The sequence below is a fragment of the Sphingomonas sp. R647 genome (assembly GCF_020177055.1).
Classification (GTDB): domain Bacteria; phylum Pseudomonadota; class Alphaproteobacteria; order Sphingomonadales; family Sphingomonadaceae; genus Sphingomonas.
In genome coordinates this window covers 62,140-76,306 of sequence record NZ_JAIQXT010000007.1, presented here as the reverse complement: position 1 = coordinate 76,306, position 14,167 = coordinate 62,140, and the positions used below count along the sequence as shown (strand labels likewise).

At 65.4% G+C, this 14,167-nt stretch carries 19 protein-coding genes; 8 read left to right on the top strand and 11 right to left on the bottom strand.

All coding sequences use genetic code 11. From position 1 onward, the window contains the following. Nucleotides 1–483, bottom strand: a complete 483-nt coding sequence (locus K9B35_RS17555) for a GNAT family N-acetyltransferase (protein WP_412103484.1) — start codon at nt 481–483, stop codon at nt 1–3. A 177-nt stretch (nt 484–660) separates the two neighbouring features. Here K9B35_RS17555 and K9B35_RS17550 point away from each other — a divergent pair, with 177 nt between their 5' ends. Continuing rightward, nucleotides 661–1,032, top strand: a complete 372-nt coding sequence (locus K9B35_RS17550; protein WP_224923295.1) for a dihydroneopterin aldolase — start codon at nt 661–663, stop codon at nt 1,030–1,032. A gap of 31 nt (nt 1,033–1,063) precedes the next feature. Here K9B35_RS17550 and K9B35_RS17545 read toward each other — a convergent pair whose 3' ends face one another. Next, nucleotides 1,064–1,819, bottom strand: a complete 756-nt coding sequence (locus K9B35_RS17545; protein ID WP_224923294.1) for a hypothetical protein — start codon at nt 1,817–1,819, stop codon at nt 1,064–1,066. Nucleotides 1,820–2,129: 310 nt separating this feature from the next. On the opposite strand from K9B35_RS17545, the gene K9B35_RS17540 reads away from it, so the two are divergent. The 5 genes from K9B35_RS17540 to K9B35_RS17520 all read left to right on the top strand — a co-directional run bounded on the left by K9B35_RS17540 (nt 2,130) and on the right by K9B35_RS17520 (nt 5,216). Further along, nucleotides 2,130–2,807 (top strand): energy transducer TonB, encoded by a 678-nt coding sequence (locus K9B35_RS17540; RefSeq protein ID WP_224923293.1) that lies wholly within the window; start codon nt 2,130–2,132, stop codon nt 2,805–2,807. 79 nt (nt 2,808–2,886) lie between these two features. Beyond that, nucleotides 2,887–3,651, top strand: coding sequence for a MotA/TolQ/ExbB proton channel family protein (locus K9B35_RS17535; RefSeq protein ID WP_224923292.1), 765 nt, complete (start codon nt 2,887–2,889; stop codon nt 3,649–3,651). Between the two features lie 102 nt (nt 3,652–3,753). Continuing rightward, nucleotides 3,754–4,230 (top strand): ExbD/TolR family protein, encoded by a 477-nt coding sequence (locus tag K9B35_RS17530; protein WP_224923291.1) that lies wholly within the window; start codon nt 3,754–3,756, stop codon nt 4,228–4,230. A gap of 24 nt (nt 4,231–4,254) precedes the next feature. Then, the gene (locus K9B35_RS17525) at nt 4,255–4,683 is read left to right on the top strand and encodes an ExbD/TolR family protein (protein WP_224923290.1); all 429 of its coding nucleotides are present in this window, start codon (nt 4,255–4,257) and stop codon (nt 4,681–4,683) included. Between the two features lie 170 nt (nt 4,684–4,853). Then, entirely contained in the window at nt 4,854–5,216 is a 363-nt protein-coding gene (locus K9B35_RS17520; RefSeq protein WP_224923289.1) for a tetratricopeptide repeat protein, read from the top strand. A gap of 166 nt (nt 5,217–5,382) precedes the next feature. On the opposite strand, the gene dcd is transcribed toward K9B35_RS17520, so the two are convergent. The 5 genes from dcd to K9B35_RS17495 form a co-directional block, all read right to left on the bottom strand. Beyond that, nucleotides 5,383–5,934, bottom strand: a complete 552-nt coding sequence (gene dcd, locus K9B35_RS17515; RefSeq protein ID WP_224923288.1) for a dCTP deaminase — start codon at nt 5,932–5,934, stop codon at nt 5,383–5,385. A gap of 102 nt (nt 5,935–6,036) precedes the next feature. Beyond that, on the bottom strand, nt 6,037–6,471 hold the full coding sequence (locus tag K9B35_RS17510) for a hypothetical protein (RefSeq protein ID WP_224923287.1): 435 nt from the start codon (nt 6,469–6,471) through the stop codon (nt 6,037–6,039). Continuing rightward, on the bottom strand, nt 6,472–6,921 hold the full coding sequence (locus K9B35_RS17505; protein WP_224923286.1) for a cytidine deaminase: 450 nt from the start codon (nt 6,919–6,921) through the stop codon (nt 6,472–6,474). After that, entirely contained in the window at nt 6,918–7,592 is a 675-nt protein-coding gene (locus K9B35_RS17500) for a GH25 family lysozyme (RefSeq protein ID WP_224923285.1), read from the bottom strand. Before K9B35_RS17500 ends, K9B35_RS17505 begins: the two co-directional genes overlap by 4 nt. Beyond that, on the bottom strand, nt 7,589–8,071 hold the full coding sequence (locus K9B35_RS17495) for a UPF0262 family protein (protein WP_224923284.1): 483 nt from the start codon (nt 8,069–8,071) through the stop codon (nt 7,589–7,591). The genes K9B35_RS17500 and K9B35_RS17495 overlap by 4 nt, the downstream gene beginning before the upstream one ends. 93 nt (nt 8,072–8,164) lie before the next feature. Between K9B35_RS17495 and K9B35_RS17490 the strand changes: the two genes are divergently transcribed. Further along, a complete protein-coding gene (locus K9B35_RS17490) occupies nt 8,165–9,679 on the top strand; it encodes a replicative DNA helicase (RefSeq protein WP_224923283.1) in 1,515 nt (504 codons plus the stop codon). Between the two features lie 18 nt (nt 9,680–9,697). Here K9B35_RS17490 and K9B35_RS17485 read toward each other — a convergent pair whose 3' ends face one another. After that, complete coding sequence (locus K9B35_RS17485; protein ID WP_224923282.1) at nt 9,698–10,558, bottom strand: hypothetical protein; 861 nt, start codon at nt 10,556–10,558, stop codon at nt 9,698–9,700. A gap of 111 nt (nt 10,559–10,669) precedes the next feature. Here K9B35_RS17485 and K9B35_RS17480 point away from each other — a divergent pair, with 111 nt between their 5' ends. Next, nucleotides 10,670–11,341: a hypothetical protein gene (locus tag K9B35_RS17480; RefSeq protein ID WP_224923281.1), complete on the top strand. Its 672-nt coding sequence runs from the start codon at nt 10,670–10,672 to the stop codon at nt 11,339–11,341. Nucleotides 11,342–11,345: 4 nt separating this feature from the next. Here K9B35_RS17480 and K9B35_RS17475 read toward each other — a convergent pair whose 3' ends face one another. Genes K9B35_RS17475 through K9B35_RS17465 form a run of 3 tightly spaced genes read right to left on the bottom strand, consistent with a single transcriptional unit; the run spans nt 11,346 to nt 14,167 of the window. Further along, on the bottom strand, nt 11,346–12,128 hold the full coding sequence (locus K9B35_RS17475) for a phosphoadenylyl-sulfate reductase (protein ID WP_224923280.1): 783 nt from the start codon (nt 12,126–12,128) through the stop codon (nt 11,346–11,348). After that, nucleotides 12,121–12,543, bottom strand: a complete 423-nt coding sequence (locus K9B35_RS17470; RefSeq protein ID WP_224923279.1) for a DUF934 domain-containing protein — start codon at nt 12,541–12,543, stop codon at nt 12,121–12,123. Before K9B35_RS17470 ends, K9B35_RS17475 begins: the two co-directional genes overlap by 8 nt. Continuing rightward, entirely contained in the window at nt 12,536–14,167 is a 1,632-nt protein-coding gene (locus K9B35_RS17465; RefSeq protein WP_224923278.1) for a nitrite/sulfite reductase, read from the bottom strand. The genes K9B35_RS17470 and K9B35_RS17465 overlap by 8 nt, the downstream gene beginning before the upstream one ends.

Below are 14,167 nucleotides of genomic sequence, written 5' to 3'. Positions count from 1 at the left end.
TCAGCGGCGCGGACCCACGGTTCCGGCGCGATTCGGCGCCGGGCCGCGCGACAGCAACCGCGCGCGTTCGAACGGGCCGGGCAGCCGCCACGCGCCGGTGTGCGCGGCGTCGAAGCCGAACTGCGCGTAATAATCGAGGTCGCCGATCAGCATCAGCACATCGTCGCCTGCGCCTTCGATGGCTTTCCACATCAGCGCACGGCCGATGCCGACATTCTGCCGCTCGGGCGACACTGCGACCGGACCGACCAGAATCATCGGCGTCACGCTGCCATCATCGCCCGCCAGTTCGACTGGCCAGCACTGGATGCTCCCGACTAACGTACCATGCTCGACCGCAGCAAAGCTCAGCTCCGGCACGGCGTCCACCCCCGCGCGCAGGCGATAGGCGGTGCGGCCATGGCGATCAGCCCCGAACACTCGGTCGAGCAGATGTTCGACCGCGTCGGAATAGACGTCGCCCAAGGGCACAAGCTCGAACAGGATCATGTCTCCGGGACCCCGGAGCACAGACGCCGGGGGCGCGCGCCTTTAGCCCCGAAACACAGTGCGGCCTAGCGGAATAACGACGCTGCCCGACCGCCGCCGCCGGAACGGCCATTGCCGTTTGTGGGGGCGCAGCCTATTGGCGCGCGATCATTTTCCCCGAGGGGCTTTGCGTTGCACGATCTTCTTCAGCTTCAGGTTCGCGATCTAGAGGTTCAAGTCCTCACCGGCGTATATTCCGAAGAGACGCATCTGCCCCAGCCGCTGCGCATCTCGATCACCGTCGATATGCTGCCCGGCGATCCGTTCCGGCCGGACACGCCGCTCGACGCGTCGAAATCCTATCTCGACCTCAAGCACGCCGCGAGCGGCGCGCTGCCCCCGGGGGTGCATTTCACGCTGATCGAGGGTGTCGCCGACCATATCGTCGAGACGCTGATGACCGGCGATTCGCGCATCCGCCGCGTCGAGGTGGAGATCGTGAAGCTCGCCATCGCCGAAGCGGATGAGCGCATCGGGATCACGCTGGTCCGGCACCGCAAGTAGCGCTCGGCCGGAGCCGCCGCTCAATCAGCGCCTACCGCTTGCACGGCCCCAACTGGTCGAGCACGAAGCGATAATCCTCGCGCGCCGCCGCAACATTCGCCGGATCCTCGTCGGCCAGGCTGGTCGCGGGCAGGGCGCGCGGCAGGCCGCAGGCAAGGCGATACCATAGCAACGTATCGCGCTGCGGCGCGGCGGCGGCATCGTCGACGATCTCGCCCAGCGCGACCGCCCAGCGGCGCTGCTCTCCTGGCCGCCGCAGGATCGACAGCGAAATCGGCGCGCCGGTCGCGGTCTGCACGAACACCTGCGTCTCGCCCTCGCCCGGCAGCGACCCCTGAACATGGAATGCATTGCCAAGCCCGGTGATCGCCGGCGGCGCATCGGGGGCAATCACGTCACGCGCGATCCGGCGGACCAGCGCGTCCAGGTCTGCGCTCCAGTCGCGCTGGGCGTCGCGCGTCGTAAGCTGGATCATCGTCGCCTGACCAGCGACCGGGCGCGCGAACAACAGTACGCGGCGCTTGGCGAGCTTGGGTGCCCGCCCACGCGCGTCGAGCGGCACATCGACGACATAGCCGACCCGCGTCGCCATCGCCGCATCGGCGCGAATCAGCGCCAAAACATCCGCCTCGACATAGAATCGCAGATGCCCCGCGGGCGCGTTCGCGGCCTCCGGCCCCTTGATTCGCGTCGCGCTGCGGATGCGCGCATCGACGATCGCGGGCGCGCCGATCACCAGATCGGCGACTTGCGCATAGGGTGGGAGAACGACCTCGGACTCGGCCACCAGCTGGGCCGAGGCCTCCGGCAAGAGCGACGGAGAAGCCGCACAAAATGCGGCACAAAGCGCGACGATACGGGTACGAAACATGTGATTCATTCTACGCAGATGTCCCGCTGGCATACAGAAATATTTCTGCCACGTGCGGATTATACGTTTATTACGTCCGACAAAGCGTTTGCGTCGCGCAAATGGCCGCGATAGGACTCGCGCCGCCGCCGGTCGGTCTTACGATTGCCCGACCGGGAGAGCCACGCCGATAATGATGCCAGGGTGCCGGGCAACGGCGCGGCGAACGAAGGAGTTTAGTTGCTGAATGGCCTACGCAGATCGTGATGTAGGAGGCAGTCGGGTCGTGGCGATCGTGGTCGTCTCGGTCATCCTTGCCATTCTCGGGTACGTGTTCGTGACCGGGCTCGCCTACAAGTATATCAAGGAAAAGGCGGAGGAGATGGAAGTCTTCGACGTCCAGGAACCGCCGCCCCCGCCTGAGGAGGTGCCTCCCCCGCCGCCGCCGCCGGACTCTCCGGTCCCGCCGCCACCCACCACTGTCGTGGTGCAGAAGCCGATCGTTCAGGTTCCTGCCCCGCCACCGCCGGTGAGCGTGTCGAACGTGATTCCGCCGAGCCAGCCGCCGACGCCGCCCGCGCCGCCGGCTCCGCCCGCGCCGCCACCGCCGCCACCGCCGCCTGCGATCAGCAAGGCTGCGGCCGCACGCGGTAACGCGAACTCATGGGTGACTCCGGACGACTATCCTCCCGCCGCGCGTCGCGCAGGTGACGAAGGGTCGGTCGGGATTACGTTCTCGATCAACGCGCAGGGGCGGATCGAGAATTGCCGGGTGAGCGCTTCGTCGGGTTCGTCCGCGCTCGACGCTGCAACCTGCAGCCTTGTGACTCGCCGAGGTCGCTACTCGCCCGCGCTTGACGCGGCGGGTAACCCCGTCCCCGGTGGTACCAAGTCGCTGCGGTTCCGCTGGCAGCTGGAAGACTGACGGGTGGGCGCGCCCGGCGCGCCTCACCTCGCTACTGACATCACAATCTTTATCTTTATCTCAAGGGAAAGAACCGCACATGTTCACCACCATCCTCGCCGGAGCCGCCGCCGCCCCGGCCCCCGCCGCGAACTTCGACATCCTGCACGCGATGAACGAAGGCGGCGTGATCGCTTGGGGTACCGCGATCATCCTGACCGTCATGCTGTTCTTCTCGCTCTACATCCTGTTCACCAAGGTGTTCGAACAGCAGAAGGTGATGAACCAGTACAAGCGCGTCCGCGCCGCCTTCTGGCAGGCCGGCAGCCTGCGTGAAGGCGCAGCGAAGCTCGAGAAGAACTCGGCCTATCGCCAGATCGTCGACGACGCGCTGCTCGCCCAGGACCAGTACAAGGAACTGACCGATCCGATCGAAGCGCATGACTGGCTGCACGGCTCGCTCAAGCGTTCGCAGGACGCGATCAACTCGCAGCTGGGTGGCGGTCTCGCCTTCCTCGCGACCGTTGGCTCGACCGCACCGTTCATCGGTCTGTTCGGTACCGTCGTCGGCATCTTCCGCGCACTGATCAAGATCGGTGCAGCGGGCGACGCGTCGATCGGTACCGTTGCCGGCCCGGTCGGTGAGGCGCTCATCATGACCGCACTCGGCCTCGTCGTCGCGGTTCCTGCAGTGCTCGCCTACAACTGGCTCCAGCGCCGCAACAAGTCGATCGCAGAAGACCTCAGCGGCTTCTCGAACGACGTGCTCGGCTACCTGGCTTCGGACGGCCGCGTGCGTCCGACCGTGAAGGGTGCGAAGGTTGCGCCGAAGGCGCCGCCGGTCGCGACCACTGCCAAGGCCTGAAGCTTCGACTGACGACCGTGCGGTGGCGGCGCGCCGCCCCGCACGGTCAGCCATCGGACCACATGGGTCCATGGACAGGATGCGAAAGATAGGATTGCGCCAATGGCGATGAGTGTAGGCGGCGACTCCGCCGAAGAAAAACCGATGTCGGACATCAACACGACGCCTCTGGTGGACGTCATGCTGGTTCTGCTCATCATCTTCCTGATCGCGATTCCCGTCGCGATTCAGTCGGTCGAGCTTGAGCTGCCCAAGACGCAGTTCGAACCGACCGAAACCAAGAAGGAAAACGTGCTGCTCGCCGTGCGCGCGGACGAGAACGGTACGTGTCAGGTGTTCTGGCAGATGACGCCGATCACCAGCACCGAGTTGCTCAAGCGTGCGAGCGACAACCTCAAGGCGGTGGTCGATTCGATCGGCGAGGCGAATCTCAAGCCGGACGACATTCCCGAAGTGCACATCCGCGGCGATATCAATACGCCGTACAAGTGCATCGGCGGCGTGGTCTATACGATGCAGAATGCGGGCTTCGTCAAAGTCGGCTTCATCTCGCAGCCGCAGATGGGCGCCGCCCAGTAAGCCCAAGGTTCAGGAGTACACGTCATGGCAATGAGCGCCGGCCAGGAAGATGGCGAGCCGATGATGGAAATGAACACGACGCCGTTGATCGACGTCATGCTCGTTCTCCTCATCATGCTGATCGTCACCATCCCGCCCCAGTCCCACGCGGTGAAGGTCGACCTTCCCCAGAATCAGGGACCGCAGACTCCGCCTCCGGTGGAGCCGACCAAGAACAAGATTACGATCGAACCCGATGGTCGCATCTATTGGAACGGTAGTGAGGTCAACGACGTCACGCTGCGCCAGTATCTGGATGCCAGCCTTCAGATCACGCCGGAACCCGAACTGCATTTCCAGCCCAACCCGCTGGCGCGCTATGAGCGCGTTGACGAGGTGCTGGCGATCATCAAGCGGTCGGCGGTCACGAAGCTCGGCTTCGTCGGCAACGAGCAGTATCGCAACGACTTCTGATCGCTCCGGCGACCAGTGGAAGCATCAAAGGGCGGCTTAGGCCGCCCTTTTTTGTTGTCTTTTCAACGCGATGGCCCGCGGATGGTCGATTGCAATCAACGCATTTGCTCTCATGAAACATTAGTGACACGTTTGTGTCATCGATATGTAATATATAGGAGAGAGTGCAGATGCGTAAGTTCCTCGCCTCGATTGTCGTCGCTGCGCCGCTGGCGCTGACCCCGGCGGTGCAGGCCCAGACGACCGAACAGCCCAACGCCCATCTCGCGATCGCGGCCGGCGACCATGACCTCGCTGAGCGGCAGCTGCTGGCTGAACAGCGCATCTTCCCGACGCGCCCCGAAGTGATGCTGAACCTCGCCGCCGTCTACGCCCGCACCGGTCGGGTGAGCGAGGCGCGCGCGCTGTATCATCGCGTGTTGGCGCAAAAGCCGGTGGCGATGGACGTCAGCGACGGCCAGATCGCCCCCTCGCACATCGTCGCACAGCGCGGCATCCGCCAGCTCGACTCGCAGCAGATGGCGGGCCGTTAAGGCTTGAGACGCTCTCGATCCTCCCCCGCAAGGGGGAGGTGGCACGCGGAGCGTGACCGGGGAGGCGCAGGGGTATTGGCGGGAGCGGCGGCGACACAGTCATCCCCTCCGTCGCTTCTGGCGACACCTCCCCCAGGCGGGGGAGGATTAGCAAACGGATCGGGCGTTAAAGCCGCGGCAGCGTAACCCCGCGCTGGCCCATATATTTGCCCGCGCGGTCGGCATAGCTCGTCTCGCACGGCTCGTTCCCCTTGAGGAACAGGAACTGGCACGCGCCCTCGTTCGCATAAATCTTCGCGGGCAGCGGCGTGGTGTTGGAAAACTCCAGCGTGACATGCCCCTCCCATTCGGGCTCCAGCGGCGTCACATTCACGATGATCCCGCACCGCGCATAGGTCGATTTGCCAAGGCAGATCACCAGCACGTCGCGCGGCACCCGGAAATACTCGACCGTCCGCGCCAGCGCGAAGCTGTTGGGCGGGATGATGCAGCAATCGGTCTGGCGATCGACGAAACTCGTCGACGAGAAGTCCTTCGGGTCGACCACTGCGCTGTCGATATTCGTGAAGATCTTGAACTCATCCGCCACCCGCGCGTCATAGCCATAGGAGGACAGGCCGTACGAGATACACCCCTCCCGCCGCTGCGCCTCGACAAACGGCTCGATCATGCCGTGGTTGAGGGCCTGTTCGCGAATCCAGATGTCGGAGAGGATCATTGCTTGGTCCTTGCGCGCCGCTGCTCGGCCAGACTCCGCCCTTTGCGGACGCCCGGAACACCATCGCCATAGGGTTGCGCGATCACGTGACAAGTCGATTTGTCACTGCCGCGGACTTGGACAGACATGTAGAGAACCACGCGGTCCTCGTCCTGCCGCTGCCAGGTCAGCTTGCGAAAGCCGAATCCCGCGCGCTTCAGGTTCCTCTTCGTTGACGCCCGGCCCGAGCGCGCGTTCCATCGCCGTCAGCAAGGCGGGGCAGTCCTTCGCCCCGTCGCCCACCCTGAACTTGCTCAGCGACAGCTCGCCTTTGGCGGTGAAGAACGCCTGCGACTCGCCGGCTATGCCTTCGACGGTCGCTGGGACGACGAGCCGCTTGTCCTGATTCCACACTTGCTGGTCGCGATCGGGCGCGACGACCCGAGCGTCCGCCCCCAGCGCGGCCTGTGTCGTCGCGACATCGCTTCCCCACGGGACGGGGGGCAGCATCGGTAGTGCTAGCGCAGCCTGCGCGATCAGTGCGGTTAGCATCGACATTCACCCGATCCCCAGATCCCCCGGCCCAAACGCATGCGGCAACAGATCGCTCAACCGATGCGTCTCATACGCCTCGCCCTCGGCGCCGGCACAATACACGGCCAGATCGCGCCCGCCCAGCTGCGCCGCTTCATTCAGCACCTGCCGGCACCGCCCGCACGGGCGGATCGGGTCGCTGCCATGCGCCACGCCGTCGGTCATCATCCCCCCGATGATCCCCACCGCAACCACCTCACGCAGCCGACCCTCGGCATTGGCGCGCGCGGTCGCAACGGTCTCCGCGCAGAGCGACAAGCCATAGCTCGCATTCTCGAAATTGCAGCCGGTAACGATGCTGCCATCGGTCATCAGCAACGCCGCGCCGACCGCGAAGTTCGAATAGGGCGCATGGGCGTTGCGCGCGGCCTCACGCGCGGCGGCGATCAGGCGGGGGGCTTCGGTCTCGGTCATGGGGCGATCACGTTCCAGTTCACGGGGCGCTCGGCCCCTTCGATGCGGCGGATGGTGCTGGCCTGCCACAGCCGCCACGGGCGGGCGGAATAGGCGGGCGGAAAGAACATGCCGGTGCTCCACAGCGGCCGGTCGATCGCGCCGCTGATCTGATAGTGTGCCTCGAACTCCGGGGTGACGCGCAGGATAACCGGCTTGCCACTATGCGTCTCGATCGTCGCGGCGAGCTGGCGCACCTCGCCCAGCACCACGTCACGCTCGGGCCGGGCGGGGCAATCGTCGCGAAAGCCGAGCTCGATCGCCACCGGCAACGCATCGGCGTCGCGCGGCACGGTCGCGGTGAAATTGCCGGCCTGATCGCTCGCCAGCTGGCACAGCGAATAGGCATGCAGCGCCCCGCGCCGCACGCCCGCCTCATAAATGCCTGCCCAATTCTCCGCGAACAGCGCATCGCGCACATCGGCGCCCACCGTCGCGCGGGCATAGGCGAAGTCGAGGCTGCTGCTGCGCGCAGTGAACCAGTCGATCTTCCCCGCCTCGTCCGAAACGTCGATGCCCTGCTGCGCATAGTCGCTGCGCGCCGGCGCCCAGGCGATCGCCCACATCCACGCGCACACGCCGACCAGCGCCAGCGCGAGGACAATCCCGGCCCAGATGCGAAATGCCTTCATGCCTTGATGTGCAGCACGCAAATAAGGGTGAACAGCCGCCGGGCAGTCGGGTGATCGACCGCGATCTTGCCGTCGAGCCGCTCCATCAACAGCCGCGCGGCGTCGTCGTGAATGCCCCGCCGCGCCATGTCGATCGTCTCGATCTGCGTCGGCGTCGCGCTGCGGATCGCCTGAAAATAGCTGTCGCAGATCGCGAAATAATCGCGGATCGGCCGGCGGAACGCAGCGAGGCTCAGGATCAGCGTCTCCAGCGCGCTGTCATCCGCGCGCTTGATGTCGAGCTGCAACCGCCCCTCCGGCACCGACAGCGCGACGCGATACGGCCCGGCATAGCCATCGGGATAGGCGCGCTGCGGCGCGAAGCTGTTTTCCTCGATCAAATCGAAGATCGCGATCCGCCGCTCCTGCTCGATATCCGCCGAGCGCCACAGAATCGTGCGCTCGTCCAGCGTGACATCGATGATCCGCGGGTCGGCCATGCGCCGCATCTAGGGGGCAGGGCAGCCTTTCGTCCACAGGTTAAACAGGCTGTTGCGGGTTGAGCCAAGGCGGCGGGGATGGGAAAGGGGGACATGGCCACACTCGCTTCGATTCCTCCCGCCCCGGCGGATGCCGCCCCGCGCCTGCCCCAGAATCCGGAGGCGGAGGCCGCGTTGCTCGGCGCGATGATGATCGACAACCGCCTTGCCGACGACATCGTCGAAGTGCTGCAGGACCAGCATTTCTTTGAGCCGGTCCACGGTCGCATCTTCAAGGCGATCAAGACGCTGCGCAAGCAGGACATGCTGGCGACCCCGGTGACGCTCAAGCCCTTGTTCGAAAAGGACGAGGGGATGGCCCAGCTGGGCGGCCCGGCCTATCTCGCCCAGCTCACCGGATCGGGCGCGGGCCTGATCGGTGCGCGGCAATTCGCGCGCCAGATCTACGATCTCGCTTTGCTGCGTGAGCTGGTGACGGTCGGCCGCACGATGGTCGAAAAGGCGCTCGACACCAGCGAGGACGTCAATCCGCGCGAACAGATCGACCGCGCCGAAGAGGCATTGTTCAAGGTAGCGGCCGACGGCGGCACCGCCAACACGGTCAAATCCTTTAACGAAGCGACCAAGGTCGCGCTGGAAAACGCCAAGCGCGCGCAAAGCGCGGGCGGCGGCGTCGCGGGCGTCACCACCGGCTTCGATTCGGTCAATGGCCGGATCGGTGGTCTGCACCACAGCGATCTCATCATCCTTGCCGGCCGTCCCGGCATGGGCAAGACCTCGCTCGCCACCAACATCGCCTACAACGCCGCGCGCCGCCTGATGGACGATATCCGCCTCGGCATCAGCGCCAAGGAATCGATCGGGGCGAAGGTCGCGTTCTTCAGCCTCGAAATGTCGGCGGATCAGCTCGCGCTGCGCATCCTGTCCGAGCAGTCCAAGATTCCGTCCGAATCGCTGCGCATGGGCAATATCAGCAAGGCCGAGTTCGGCCAGCTGGCGCAGGCGGCGGCGGACCTCGAACAGCTGCCGCTCTATATCGACGACACCGCCGGCCTGACGATTAGCGCGCTGCACAGCCGCGTGCGCCGGCTCCAGTCCAAGCATGATGGCGAGCTTGGCCTCGTCATCATCGACTATCTCCAGCTGCTGACCGGCAGCGGCAACAACCGCGACGGCAACCGCGTGCAGGAAATTTCGGAAATCAGCCGCGGCCTCAAGACGCTGGCGAAGGACATCAACGTCCCCGTGATCGCCCTGTCCCAGCTGAGCCGCGCGGTCGAAAGCCGCGAGGACAAGCGCCCGATGCTGTCGGATCTGCGCGAATCGGGATCGATCGAGCAGGACGCCGACATGGTGTGGTTCGTGTTCCGCGAGGATTATTACGTCGCCGCCCGCGAACCCAAGCGCCCGCGCGAAGGCGACGATCCCAAGACGTTCGAGGATCACGCCAAATGGGCGCTCGACATGGAGCGCGTCTATGGCCTCGCCGAACTGATCATCGCCAAACAGCGCCACGGCGCGACCGGCAAGACACTGCTCAAGTTCGAGCCGAGCTACACCAAGTTCACCGACTATGCCGGCGACATGGTGGCCGAGCCTTACGAGTAAGGCCCGGCTCCCGGCCGATTAAAATCGCTGGTGCCGCGCACCGTCGATCGTGTCGCAATCGCCGCGGAAGCGGTAGCTCGACAGGCCCTGGATGTTGATCCGCCCGCTCATCCGGTCGATCGTCACCCGCGGCTTGTTCAGGCCGTTGAGGCGATAGGTCGCGCGGACGGTGCGGCGATCGGTGTAGACATCGTTCAGGTCCCACCACCCGTCGCGGTTGGTGCCGCCCGAATGGATCGGCGGGATCAGCGATCGGGGCAGGCGGATGCGCCCGCCGCCATCCCAGATCTGGATCATCACCGACGCATCGAATTGCTGCCGGGTCAGTTCGGTGCGGTTGCCAAAGTCATAGCGGCCGCTGTCCCAATTCCACTGCCAGCCCCAGCGATTGGCGAGCGCGGGCTTCTGCCCCTCGCCGAAACAGACCAGGCCGAGCGAGATCGGACGACCGCCGGGCCAGCCGCCGGGGCCACCGGGACCGCCCGCGCCGGGCCGATCGGGGCGACCGGGCCGGTCATCCCAATCGGGGCGGCCGGGGCGATCGTCGCCGCCGGGCCGGTCGCGCCGCCCGCCGCCGCCTGCCTGCTGGCGACAATCGGGTGCGGGCGCAGTGACGATCGAGTCGTACCGCCCATCGACCGTGGCGATCGACACGCACAGCCGGCGATCGGCATTCCACCAAAACGCCCATTTGCGGTCGCGTCCGGTTTCGGCGCGGACAAAGGTATAGCCGCGGCGCTGCAACTCTCCTTCGGCCTGCCCGGCCCGCGCGCCGACCATGTCGCGCAGGTCATAGGGGGTGTTCTGCGCATAGGCGGCGGCGCTCAGACCGATGGTCATGGTCAGGGCGGCGGTGGCGAAAAATGTGGAGCGTCGCATCGAAATTCTCCTGCAATCAGAAGGGCGAGTGCTTCAACCTTGTCGAGTCGCGCCAATCGGGCGCATGCTGAGGCTATCGGTATTTCGGCCCTGACGAAAGGTGCGCCCGCGATGCATTTGATGAGCCTGCTCAAGTCGCTGGACGACCTGCTTTACGAGGTGATGTCGTGGCTGGTCTTCTATCCGCTCACCCTGTGGCGGGTGCTGCGGCGGCCGCTGGTGATGATGGATTATTCCGACCGCGAACTGCACCAGAGCGCCGGGGAGCAATATACCGACACGCTGACGCCGCCGCTGTTTCTGCTCGTCTCGCTGCTGCTGTCGCACGCGATCGAGCTCGCCTTTGTCGGCGACAGCGTGCTGGTGCGCAGCAATCACGGCCTCTCCGCGCTGGTCAAGGACGACACCAGCCTCGTCATCCTGCGCCTTGTCACGTTCAGCGTCTTTCCGCTGATGTTCGCGGTGCGGCTGGTCCGCGCCCAGCACAAGCGGCTGACCCGCGACTCGCTCCGCCCCGCTTTCTACGCGCAATGCTATGCGGCGGCCCCGTTCGCGCTGCTGATCGGGATTGGAACGCTGCTCACCACGGTGCATCGCGTCGCATGGGCGGTGCCGCTCGGCCTCGCCATCATCGCGGCGACGCTGCTGATCTACTTCGTCGTGCAGGCGCGCTGGTTCGCCGAGCACCTCAAACGCTCGATCTTTGCGGGGCTGGGGCAGGCCGCAATCGCGATGGGCGTCAGCCTGGTGATGATCCTGCTGGTCGCGCCGCTGTTCGCCTGAACGGTCAGAACACCGGGAGGTCTGGGTCGCCGTCGTCGACCGGCGTATGAATCCCGCATTCGGTCTTTTCCCAGCCGACCCAGCGACCCGAACGTGGATCTTCGCCCGGCTTCACCTTGCTGGTGCACGGCGCGCAGCCGATCGACAGATAGCCCTGCGCCTCCAGCGGATGGCGAGGCAGGTCGTGGGTCGCGAAATACGCCTCGATATCCGCCTTGGTCCAATCAGCGAGCGGATTGACCTTCAGCTTGCCCGCCGCATCCACCTCGAACCGCGGCAGCGCGTTGCGGGTCGATGCCTGAAACGCCTTGCGCCCGGTGATGCTCGCGTCGAACCCGGCCATCGCCGCGTCGAGCGGTAGCACCTTGCGGATCTCGCAGCAGCCATCGGGGTCATAGGACCAGCGCAGCCCGCTCCCGTCCTTTTTCTCGAGCAGTTCAGGGTCGGGAGTCAGCACGCGCAGGTTCGTCAGCCCCAGCCGCTCGACCAGCGTATCGCGATAGGCGAGCGTCTCGGGAAAATGCTTGCCGGTATCGAGGAACAGCACCGGCACCGCCGGATCGATCGACGCGACCAGATGCAGCAACGCCGCGCTCTCGGCGCCGAACGAGGACACCAGCGCGACATCGCCGACCATCGACTCGGCCAGCACCGTGCGCAGCATCTCCTCCGTCGATACACCGCGGAACAGGTTGTTCAGCCGGATCGCGTCGCGCTCGCCGAACCGCCCCAAGTCTGGCTCACTCACGTCGATCCGGTCGATCTTGCGGGCGGTCACGCTACCCATGCCGCCGCTTCCAGACGGGCACCGCCCCGTCCGCCGCACTCTGATACACCGCGTCATAGCGCGCGAGGCTCGCGGCGAGCACCGCTTCGTCAACCGGCGCTTCAGGCGCAAAGCTGTCAAAGCCGCAGCGGCGCATCAGCGGGATCTGATCGACCAGCACATCGCCCTGCGCGCGCAGTTCGCCGGTATAGCCCGCCTCGCGCAGGATGCGGCCCGCCGAATAGCCGCGCCCGTCGCGGAACTTGGGAAAGCTCACTTCGACCAGCGACAGGCGATCGAGATGCGGGATCAACGCGCGCGCATCTTCGCTCGATTCGAGCCGGACCGCGGTCGCGTTGGACTGACCCAGAAACGCATCGAGCGTCACTGCAGGCTCGTCATGCGGAGCGTCGTCGCGATAGCGCAACTCAACCATAGATCGCCTCCTTGAACGGGGCCATGCCGATGCGGCGATAGGTGTCGAGGAAGCGTTCGCCCTCCGCACGTTCGCGCAGATAGACATCGGTCGCGCGTTCGACCGCGTCGACAATGCCATCCTCGCTGAAGCCCGGGCCGGTAATCTGGCCGAGCGACACGTCCTCCGCCCCCGATCCACCGAGCGAGAGCTGGTAGTTTTCGACGCCTTTCTTGTCGACGCCCAGGATGCCGATATGCCCGGCATGATGGTGGCCGCAGGCGTTGATGCAGCCGCTGATCTTCAGCTTCAATTCGCCAAGCTCGCGCTGCCGCCCCAAATCGGAAAAGCGCGTCGCGATCTTCTGCGCGACGGGAATCGACCGCGCATTGGCGAGGCTGCAATAATCCAGACCGGGGCAGGCGATGATGTCGCTGATCAGGTCGAGATTGGCGTCGGCCAGCTCAGCCGCCACCAGCGCCTGCCAAACCGCATAGAGGTCCGCCTTGCGCACATGCGGCAGCACGATGTTCTGCGCATGGGTGACGCGCAGCTCATCGAAGCTGTAGCGTTCGGCCAGGTCCGCCATCGTGTCGATCTGCGCCGATGTGGCGTCGCCGGGAATCCCGCCGACCGGCTTCAGGCTGATGTTGACGATGGCATAGCCCGGCGCCTTGTGCGCGGCGACATTCTGGTCGAGCCACACCGCAAAGTCGGGATCGCTGCGATCGAGATCGTCGGACAGCCCGCTCTCGAACGCCGGATCGGCGAAGTGCGCGGCGATCCGGTCGAACTCGGCCTTGGGCGGATCGATGCCCAGCTTCTTGACCGCGACGAACTCGTCCTCGACCTGCGCGCGATAGCTGCCGGCGCCGATCTCATGGACCAGGATCTTGATCCGCGCCTTGTACATATTGTCGCGCCGGCCATAGCGATTGTACACGCGCAGGCACGCCTCGATGTAGCTCAGCAGGTCTTCGAGCGGCACGAAGTCCTTGATCAGCGGCGCGATCATCGGGGTGCGCCCCATGCCCCCGCCGACATAAACCGCCGCGCCATGCACGCCGTCGCGCTCGACGATCTGGATGCCGATATCGTGCAGCCGCATCGCCGCGCGATCCTCATCCGCCGCGATCACCGCGATCTTGAACTTGCGCGGCAGATAGCTGAACTCGGGGTGGAAGGTACTCCACTGGCGCAGCAATTCGGCCCAGGGACGCGGATCGGTCAGCTCGTCCGCCGCCGCGCCGGCCCATTGGTCGCTGCTGATGTTGCGGATGCAATTGCCGCTGGTCTGGATCGCATGCATCTCGACCGTCGCCAACTCGGCAAGAATGTCGGGCGCGTCCTCCAGCTTGATCCAGTTATACTGGATGTTCTGGCGCGTGGTGAAATGGCCGTAATCGCGGTCGTACTTGCGCGCGATGTGCGCGAGCATCCGCATCTGGCGGCTGTCCATCGTGCCATAGGGCACCGCGACGCGCAGCATGTACGCGTGCAGCTGCAGATACAGGCCGTTCATCAGCCGGAGCGGCTTGAACTGGTCCTCGGTAATCTGTCCCGCAAGGCGGCGATTCACCTGATCGCGAAACTCCTCGACGCGCGCTGCGACGATCGAGTGGTCATATTCGTCATATTTGTACAT

What these genes read in the sequence shown, in the direction of transcription:
- K9B35_RS17490 (WP_224923283.1), top strand. Translation starts at nt 8,165, where the DNA reads ATGGCCACACTCGCTTCGATTCCTCCCGCCCCGGCGGATGCCGCCCCG.
- K9B35_RS17520 (WP_224923289.1), top strand. Translation starts at nt 4,854, where the DNA reads ATGCGTAAGTTCCTCGCCTCGATTGTCGTCGCTGCGCCGCTGGCGCTG.
- K9B35_RS17470 (WP_224923279.1), bottom strand. Translation starts at nt 12,543, where the DNA reads ATGGTTGAGTTGCGCTATCGCGACGACGCTCCGCATGACGAGCCTGCA.
- K9B35_RS17505 (WP_224923286.1), bottom strand. Translation starts at nt 6,921, where the DNA reads ATGACCGAGACCGAAGCCCCCCGCCTGATCGCCGCCGCGCGTGAGGCC.
- K9B35_RS17510 (WP_224923287.1), bottom strand. Translation starts at nt 6,471, where the DNA reads ATGTCGATGCTAACCGCACTGATCGCGCAGGCTGCGCTAGCACTACCG.
- K9B35_RS17475 (WP_224923280.1), bottom strand. Translation starts at nt 12,128, where the DNA reads ATGGGTAGCGTGACCGCCCGCAAGATCGACCGGATCGACGTGAGTGAG.
- K9B35_RS17500 (WP_224923285.1), bottom strand. Translation starts at nt 7,592, where the DNA reads ATGAAGGCATTTCGCATCTGGGCCGGGATTGTCCTCGCGCTGGCGCTG.
- dcd (WP_224923288.1), bottom strand. Translation starts at nt 5,934, where the DNA reads ATGATCCTCTCCGACATCTGGATTCGCGAACAGGCCCTCAACCACGGC.
- K9B35_RS17465 (WP_224923278.1), bottom strand. Translation starts at nt 14,167, where the DNA reads ATGTACAAATATGACGAATATGACCACTCGATCGTCGCAGCGCGCGTC.
- K9B35_RS17495 (WP_224923284.1), bottom strand. Translation starts at nt 8,071, where the DNA reads ATGGCCGACCCGCGGATCATCGATGTCACGCTGGACGAGCGCACGATT.
- K9B35_RS17540 (WP_224923293.1), top strand. Translation starts at nt 2,130, where the DNA reads ATGGCCTACGCAGATCGTGATGTAGGAGGCAGTCGGGTCGTGGCGATC.
- K9B35_RS17535 (WP_224923292.1), top strand. Translation starts at nt 2,887, where the DNA reads ATGTTCACCACCATCCTCGCCGGAGCCGCCGCCGCCCCGGCCCCCGCC.
- K9B35_RS17525 (WP_224923290.1), top strand. Translation starts at nt 4,255, where the DNA reads ATGGCAATGAGCGCCGGCCAGGAAGATGGCGAGCCGATGATGGAAATG.
- K9B35_RS17530 (WP_224923291.1), top strand. Translation starts at nt 3,754, where the DNA reads ATGGCGATGAGTGTAGGCGGCGACTCCGCCGAAGAAAAACCGATGTCG.
- K9B35_RS17480 (WP_224923281.1), top strand. Translation starts at nt 10,670, where the DNA reads ATGCATTTGATGAGCCTGCTCAAGTCGCTGGACGACCTGCTTTACGAG.
- K9B35_RS17485 (WP_224923282.1), bottom strand. Translation starts at nt 10,558, where the DNA reads ATGCGACGCTCCACATTTTTCGCCACCGCCGCCCTGACCATGACCATC.